The organism is Planococcus sp. CAU13, assembly GCF_000775575.1.
In the GTDB taxonomy this organism is placed as follows: Bacteria; Bacillota; Bacilli; order Bacillales_A; family Planococcaceae; genus Planococcus.
Genome location: NZ_JRGN01000093.1, coordinates 1 through 5,515, shown reverse-complemented (window position 1 = coordinate 5,515; position 5,515 = coordinate 1). Strand labels below are relative to the sequence as shown.

General features: G+C 45.3%; 8 protein-coding genes. 7 read left to right on the top strand and 1 reads right to left on the bottom strand.

Annotated elements, in window-relative coordinates; translation table 11 throughout:
* The first annotated feature begins 167 nt into the window (after window positions 1-167).
* From KW93_RS04100 to KW93_RS04075, 6 genes are all read left to right on the top strand, one after another.
* A complete protein-coding gene (locus tag KW93_RS04100) occupies window positions 168-629 on the top strand; it encodes a hypothetical protein (RefSeq protein WP_033541701.1) in 462 nt (153 codons plus the stop codon).
* Between the two features lie 13 nt (window positions 630-642).
* Window positions 643-1,578, top strand: coding sequence for an ABC transporter permease subunit (locus KW93_RS04095; protein ID WP_033541700.1), 936 nt, complete (start codon window positions 643-645; stop codon window positions 1,576-1,578).
* The gene (locus KW93_RS04090; RefSeq protein ID WP_033541699.1) at window positions 1,575-2,471 is read left to right on the top strand and encodes an ABC transporter permease subunit; all 897 of its coding nucleotides are present in this window, start codon (window positions 1,575-1,577) and stop codon (window positions 2,469-2,471) included. The genes KW93_RS04095 and KW93_RS04090 overlap by 4 nt, the downstream gene beginning before the upstream one ends.
* A 75-nt stretch (window positions 2,472-2,546) precedes the next feature.
* A complete protein-coding gene (locus KW93_RS04085) occupies window positions 2,547-3,254 on the top strand; it encodes a DNA alkylation repair protein (protein WP_033541698.1) in 708 nt (235 codons plus the stop codon).
* Window positions 3,255-3,406: 152 nt separating this feature from the next.
* Window positions 3,407-3,820, top strand: coding sequence for an RrF2 family transcriptional regulator (locus tag KW93_RS04080; RefSeq protein ID WP_033541697.1), 414 nt, complete (start codon window positions 3,407-3,409; stop codon window positions 3,818-3,820).
* Between the two features lie 25 nt (window positions 3,821-3,845).
* Window positions 3,846-4,427: a class I SAM-dependent methyltransferase gene (locus KW93_RS04075; RefSeq protein WP_033541696.1), complete on the top strand. Its 582-nt coding sequence runs from the start codon at window positions 3,846-3,848 to the stop codon at window positions 4,425-4,427.
* Between the two features lie 51 nt (window positions 4,428-4,478).
* Here KW93_RS04075 and KW93_RS04070 read toward each other — a convergent pair whose 3' ends face one another.
* Window positions 4,479-4,808 (bottom strand): DUF3784 domain-containing protein, encoded by a 330-nt coding sequence (locus tag KW93_RS04070; protein WP_052131456.1) that lies wholly within the window; start codon window positions 4,806-4,808, stop codon window positions 4,479-4,481.
* Between the two features lie 209 nt (window positions 4,809-5,017).
* Here KW93_RS04070 and KW93_RS04065 point away from each other — a divergent pair, with 209 nt between their 5' ends.
* Window positions 5,018-5,317 carry a hypothetical protein gene (locus tag KW93_RS04065; RefSeq protein WP_033541695.1) on the top strand — a complete coding sequence of 100 codons (300 nt, stop codon included), beginning with the start codon at window positions 5,018-5,020 and terminating at the stop codon, window positions 5,315-5,317.
* Window positions 5,318-5,515: the final 198 nt, after the last annotated feature.

Genomic DNA, 5,515 nt, shown 5'->3' with positions numbered 1-5,515 from the left:
ATCGGCGCTCAGCGGGATATATCGTCGTTCGCCAATTTCTCGGCCGTTCTTCCACTATTTTATTTTTCCGGCTTAGAGGTGCTAAGTGTTATGGTAGAATATTTATAGTTAGAAAATTCCATCAAATAAAATGAATCAGAAAATAATTATGAAAGGAGGGAAATCATATGACCGCGATCACCTTCCTCGCTTCCTCAAAGCCATTTATTTTGCCGGAAGAAATCGAAAACTATAACAATCAAACAGTATTTGAAAAAGAAGAAGACTATACATTCTTCTATGTCCGCTCACTGGATCCCGGATGGCAGAAAGAAATCGATGGTTTATTTTCAATGCCATACCTCTATGAAGTTGAGAAAATCGACAGTCCCTTATTTCTAACCTATCTGGAAAAGTATATGGAAACCGGCGATGTACTGGAAATTTACAGCGTCCCCAATCAGCACGCACTGGAGAAATACATAGAAGGACTTCACAGAAATTCAGAGCCAATCCGCGTTAATACAGGAAGCCATACATACGAAGACACTACTGGCCGCTACCAGCTGGACCCGAAAAAATGGACAGTGGAATTGAGCCATAAGAATTTTGTCACTCACAGGGGTGTAACGACATTTGTGAAGTATTAAAAGGAGCGATAACGTGATTAACCGAATACTTTTTCCTTTATTCGTCTGGATGCTTGCATTCAGCATTTTGCTGCTGATCATCCTGCTGCCCATGGATACGGTTTTCACCGAAGGGCAGGGTGGTTCGTTCGGCGGCGCAGTATATGACTATCAATTTATGAACCATTGGGCAAACATCAAATTCTTCTTTTCATACATAATTGAACAGCGTGGTCTTGGGCTCGACCAATTCGGAATTCCGGTGAGCGATCAGATTAATGATGTGTTTCTCCGGAGCTTGAAGATTTTTGTGCCGGCCATTATTATCGGCTTTTTTCTGGGAATTGCAAAAGGCGTAATGGATTACCGGTTCCGCAAAGGAAAAGGGAAAATTCTTGGCCAATATACGACTGCCGGCATTTTGGCGATACCGGATATCGCCGTAATCATTTTAATCCAACTTGCTGTGTTGTATTTGCAGGCAAAAGGATTGGTGGATATCGACCTGTATGGCCACGATGAGATCGATAATGTCCTGATGAATATTCTTTATCTGTCCATCTATCCCGTCATGTTCATTTCCGCAATCACCTTCAAGGCTCTGGAAGATGAGCAGGGGATGGATTATGTACGGACAGCCCGGTCAAAAGGGACAGCTTCGATGAAAGTGCTTTATATACATATGCTGAAAAACGGAATGTTGAAAATACTCGCCCATTCGAACACGATGATCCTTTACACTTTATCGAATTTATTCATCGTGGAAGTTTTTACTGAATACAGAGGTGCGGCTTTCTATATGTATAATACACTCGGCAGTGCGACAAGTTTTTATGTTGGCGCGTTGCTGTCGGCTGATGTCATCAGGCAAATCGGCTACGTCTTCCTGTTCACCGTCTTTATCCTGTTCGCGAATATCGTATCCGGAATAGCGCGCTCATTCGTTTCGGTTCAGGAGGAGAAGCTATGAACCGTACATTATGGATCGGCCTCATCATGACAGGAATGCTGCTTTTTATCATGATTTTCGGACCGTATTTGCCGCGTGTTGACCCGGCGATGGAACAGAGCCTGCTCAAAAAAGAAAATGGCGTCGGATTGCTCGTGCCGCCTTATGCCCCTTCTGAAGAATTTCTGATCGGCTCGGACAGAAAAGGCGTCGATTTATGGTCGAAAGTCATGATCGGTGCCAGAGAAACCTTCTATATACTGGCGGTTATCGTAGGATTGCGTTTAGTACTGGCGCTGCTGGTATCCATCGGCGCGTTTTATCTTTCAGGTGTCCGTCTGCTGATGAATATCTGGAATGCGGTGTTTTCATTCATGCCGACAATTTTCATCATTTTGATCCTGCTCGCGGTTCCTGGCGTCATGTTCTCGGATTACCGGCCGTTCTGGGTAATGGCCATCATATCGGTCGTGGAAGTGGGCAGGCTCTCATTGATCTTCTATGAATCGCTGCATACACAAAAACGGCAGACCTATATGGAAGCCGCCATCGCAAGCGGGGGACGAAAATGGACCCTCTTCAAAGGCTATTATTGGCCAGCACTCAAACGGGAAGTGCTGTCTTCCAGTGCAACGGAAGCGGGCAGAGCGATGTTCCTGCTCGCGCAGCTCGGCGTCATCGGGATTTATATCAATCAAGAATTTTTCTCCCAGCTTGACCGCAGCTATCAATCTGTTGAAGCCTCCAATTCATGGCCGGTGCTCCTCAGCAATCTGCGGAGGGACGTTTATTCGGCTGAATGGATTCCACTGGTCGCTCTATTCTTCATGACATTCTCGATCATCGCTTTCTATCTGCTCGCCGATGGCCTGAGAAAGCGCCAGACAATAAAGATGAGGCGTGACTTCCAGTGACTGTGCTGTTAGGTTAGAGTTGGAGCGGTAAAGAAATCAACGGCTTGATGAGAAGCAGGAAAGGACGTGCACAATATGGATTTTGAAACTGTCATGCAGGAGCTTGAGGCACTGGGAAAAGAACGGATGAAGAAAATCTATCTTTCGAACGGGGCGCGTGAACCGCTGTTTGGTGTCGCGACCGGCTCCATGAAACCGCTGTCGAAGAAAATAAAGATCGACCAGCAGCTGGCGGAGGCGCTGTACGCGACAGGCAATTACGACGCCATGTATTTTGCGGGCATTATCGCGGACCCGAAAGCGATGATGGCAGAAGATTACGACCGCTGGCTGAACGGTGCATATTTTTATATGCTGTCGGATTACGTCGTGGCGGTGACGCTGTCGGAATCGGATATCGCGCAGGAAGTCGCCGACCGCTGGATTGCAAGCGGTGAGGAGCTGCGGATGTCTGCGGGCTGGAGCTGTTACTGCTGGCTGCTCGGAAGCCGCAAGGACGAAGAATTTTCGGAAAGGAAGCTGTCTGAAATGCTCGATCTCGTGAAAGACACGATTCATGATGCACCGGAACGCGCGAAATCCGCCATGAACAATTTCATCGAAACGGTGGGCGTGTCGTATAAGCCGCTGACCGGAAAAGCGCTCGAGACGGCAGCGCAGGTCGGCACCGTGGAAATGAAGCGCGAAGGCAAAAAAAGCAGTTTACTGAATGCGACTGCCGCCATTGAAAAGGCGATGGAAAAAGATCGCTTGGGCTTTAAGCGGAGGTATGTAAGATGTTAAGAGAGAGGTTGAAGGAGTTGCTGGTAAAGGCAGCTTCTTTATTTTCGAAAAATCCTGCTAATAGACATATTACACTTCAGGTGGTATAGTTTGTTTAATTAGAGACAATAAGAGTCTTTAATATCTGTGAATAAATTTTACAGGAGGTAGTCATGAAATATTCCAACGCAACAAATTATGCTTTGCACACAATGGTACACATGATGCGTCAACCTGAAGGAGAGCCGATTGGCGTTCAGGAACTGGCGGAGATGCAGAAGCTGTCTCCGACCTATCTTTCAAAAATCCTGACGAAACTGACAAAATCAGGTTTGATCGAATCGACACCTGGCGTTAAAGGCGGCTACAAGATTTCACGGAGGCAAAAAGAGATTTCATTTCTGGATGTCATCCAATCAATTGAAGGGAATACGAATTTATTCGAGTGCTCGATCCATCACGAAGGCTGCCTGATCGAAAATGTGATGCGGCAGGCGGAAGACAATATGAAAGAAGAACTGGCAGGCAAATTGCTGCTCGATATCGTGAAAATGGCGGAAGCCAGACAGCTGGAGGCACAGAATTGATTTCAATAAAAGAGGAGGAAGATGGATGCAAGGAGAACATGGCAAGTCACACGGTGAGCATCAACATCACGGGAAAATTTCTTATCTGGAAAATCCCGCACGGAAAGATGCCCTGTCACCGGAAAAGCTGTTCAGTCTGATTCCAATCAAAGAAACAGATACGGTGCTGGATTTTGGAGCAGGCACCGGCTATTTCACGATTCCGGCAGCGAAAAAGGTTGGAGGAAATGTGTATGCCCTCGACACGGATGCATCGATGCTGGAAATCATAAGGGTGAAAGCTGTTCAGGAGAATCTTTCGAACGTCATTCCGATTTACACGAATGGTTCGGATATTCCGTTGCCCGGCGAATCAGTCGAAGGCGTGATTGCCTCACTGGTGCTGCATGAAATCACTCCTTTAGCCGTGACATTAGCGGAAATCAAAAGAATAATGAAACCGGAAGGCTATCTGGTCTGCATCGAACTGGAACCAAAAGGGGAATCGAAGGCACCGAGAATTTCTTCAGTCGGAATGGAGCGGGAATTGAAAGCTGCCGGATTGCAGATTGTCAATAAGCTGTTTCCTTCTGAGTCGTTGTATATTTTAGTCGCGCAGAAAGCCTAAGGGGAAATATATTTTTGTTTAATCGTGGATAACAGGAGTCTTTGAAGTCTTTTATTCTGTGCGTTTCTTGAAGCGTTCGCCGGTATTGAGGTAAATGATGCCGGAGATAATAGATAGGATCATCAAGATAATGCCGCTGATCATTAGTATCTCCATATCCAGCACATCGCCTGCCGTAATGAGCGCAATGGTAAATGTGATGGCGAGGATCAGTTTGCCGGTCGCTTTGCACAGCGCTGCTTCATCGTATTTTTTCTTTTCTTCAGAAGGCAATGTATTATAGCCCGCAATCAGCCAGCCGCCTTTACCCTGAAGCAGATAGAGGCCGAGAACTAGAAGCAGCACGATGCAGCTGAGGGGCACGATTATTTCTGCAGTCATTGGAGCACCTCTTTGGTATTTTTTCAGTACCGGTTATGTCAACCGTCATTAATTTTATTGCCTATTATTTATTTTGAATGATGAGTGATGGATTTTCAAACGGTTTAAAGAGGTTGGCATTCATCTGAACCGTAAAGAAAGAATAGTCTGAAAAGTATTTTTCTGGTATATTTGAGTAGAACTTAAAATCAACCAAGGAGCTGAAGAAGATGAAATTCGTTTTACTGGGCGGAATCTCCATTCTTTCCGGCGTGCTGATATTCGGTTTTACGCTGGTGGCTGCCGCAGTCTATTCTCCGCAAGTAGCAACGTTAGGATACTCTGCGAACCTCGGCGTATATGGAACGGCCTTAAAAGAAATAGGAATTTTACCGTTGATGATGAGCTTTATCTTTTTCGTTGTTGGCCTGGTTTTAATAGTCAAGGGAGAAGAAATTTACGGAAATCATACTGCGGATAAAATCAGTGATTTAGAAGAAACACATATCGATACTGCTGAAAATAAATAAAAGAAGGATTCCGATGTGGAATCCTTCTTTATATTCATTAAAAGTAGAGGAAGTCGTTTAGCGTGAAGACATTGCGCAGTCGTGACGTATATAGAATCCCGAGGAGAAGAAATTTTTCTTCCCGGGATTTTTCTGTTTTTGAATGAAAACCAGGCTACTGCAAACAAAGTCGGTTATAACGCAAACAAAGTCGGTTAT